Annotated in this window: 2 protein-coding genes; one reads left to right on the top strand and one right to left on the bottom strand. The window is 44.6% G+C overall.

Annotated elements, in window-relative coordinates:
• Positions 1 to 936: TolC family outer membrane protein (locus R7E47_RS24185; RefSeq protein ID WP_318085199.1), on the bottom strand; the 936-nt coding region annotated here is incomplete at its 3' end.
• A gap of 402 nt (positions 937 to 1,338) precedes the next feature.
• On the opposite strand from R7E47_RS24185, the gene R7E47_RS24180 reads away from it, so the two are divergent.
• Positions 1,339 to 1,679: hypothetical protein (locus R7E47_RS24180; RefSeq protein WP_318085197.1), on the top strand; the 341-nt coding region annotated here is incomplete at its 3' end.

The following is a 1,679-nucleotide window of genomic DNA, read 5'->3' as shown; positions in this document are numbered from 1 at the left end:
CGCATCGCTACCGCCGTTGAACAAGTTATAGCGTAAACGCAACATGGCGAGAGTTTCATCGCTTCGACCTTTTAAGCCATCCGCATCGTCTTTCCAAGTTTGAGAAGCTTCAATCGAGATCGTCGGGTAGTTAACGCCTTTCGATTGTTTGTATTGGAACTTGGCAGAATCCACATCCGCCAATGCGATTTGAATCACTGGGTGTAATTCAAATGCCAAGCCAACCGCTTCATCGACGGTGTAGGGGATAAAGTTCTGATCAGCTCTTGGAAAAATTAACCCTTGTGGCGTTTGTCCCACCAAGCGAGTAAACATTGTGTGGGAGTCGTACAGGTTGTTTTGTGCAGCTGCCAGATTACCATGCGCTTTCGCTAAACGCGCTTCAACCTGTGTTAAGTCCGCAGTCGAGCCGATGCCGGAAGTGACGCGTTTTTTGATGTCCGTATAGATGTCTTTGTGAACGGCAAGATTGTTCTCAGACAGCTTTAAGACTTCATAAGCCTTTACCGCATCTAAGTAGACTTTAGTGACTTCTAATGCCTTGTCTGAAGCATCAGCTAACAGTTGGAATCGCACCGATTCTGCATCAGCAGCGGTACGGTCAATATCGTTTAATGTCGCGCTGCCATCCCAAATTAATTGGGTTAGGGTGATAGACGCTTCTTTTCTCGTATAGTCAGTGTTGCCTCGTCCGACTTCATCAGATGGGTCGAGGCCTTCGTAACCAATGCCCGCATCAAGATCGAGAGAAGGCAAATAGGCGCCTGTTGACGCCTCATTGATGTACCTTCGGCTCTCAAATTCATTAAATGCGCTTTTGATATCTGGGTTATTTTTTAACGTTAATGCCACGGCTTGCTCTAAAGTTTGACCGAAAACGGGTATAGACACTATTAAGCTACAGCAGCAAGCAATACTTAGTCGGTTCCATTTCACGGTGTTTCTCCTAAAAAATCGTGTTGCTTTTTGCTGTTTCATCTCACATTTGAGATAAAACATCACAAATAACAGTGTTTGAGTAAGTAAATTATCAACCTACTGTTAAACCTAGGCTTTTGTTTAGAATATCCAGAAGTTCGCCTGATTAAACCTTAGCACATGTGCAAAATGTTGCTTGGCAACCGTTTGTGTTTAAGCAAGAGAAAAGCTTGATTTCTTAATATCATAGCATTCCACGACCTGTGCAATTCCCTGCTGCACCTGTAACCCCGCCCCCTGAGTTAATCAGCACATCGCCCCTTGCACATACAACGAAAATATGAAGATTTTGACTAAACTATAGACGTAAATATTGGGGTGACAAACTTTTGACTTAGTTCAAAGTGGGGCGAGGTAGATATGGAACGAGTAACTTTTGGCTCATTGATGAGTAATATTGTAGTTATCGGTCTCGATGGGGAAATTAGAACCCTCGAACAAGGACAGTTGCCTAAACCAGGGGAACTAATCATTAACGAAGTTTCAGACACTTCAGAACTGGTCATTGAGCAAGTGACACCGCAAGGCAGTTCCATCAATGTAACTGGTGATATTACTGCGTTGATAGAAGCTATTGCAGCGGGGCAAGACCCGACCCAACTAGGTCAAGAGTTTGAAACCGCAGCGGGCGAAGCAAATGGGTCTAGTCCTCAGACAACAGGGAATGTTGCGCGAACAGGGACAGAATTGCTCGCTAGTAC

This window comes from Vibrio sp. Vb1026 (assembly GCF_033338745.1).
Taxonomy (GTDB): domain Bacteria; phylum Pseudomonadota; class Gammaproteobacteria; order Enterobacterales; family Vibrionaceae; genus Vibrio; species Vibrio alginolyticus.
The sequence above is the reverse complement of the archived record's forward strand: the minus strand, read 5'-3'. Positions and strand labels throughout refer to the sequence as shown.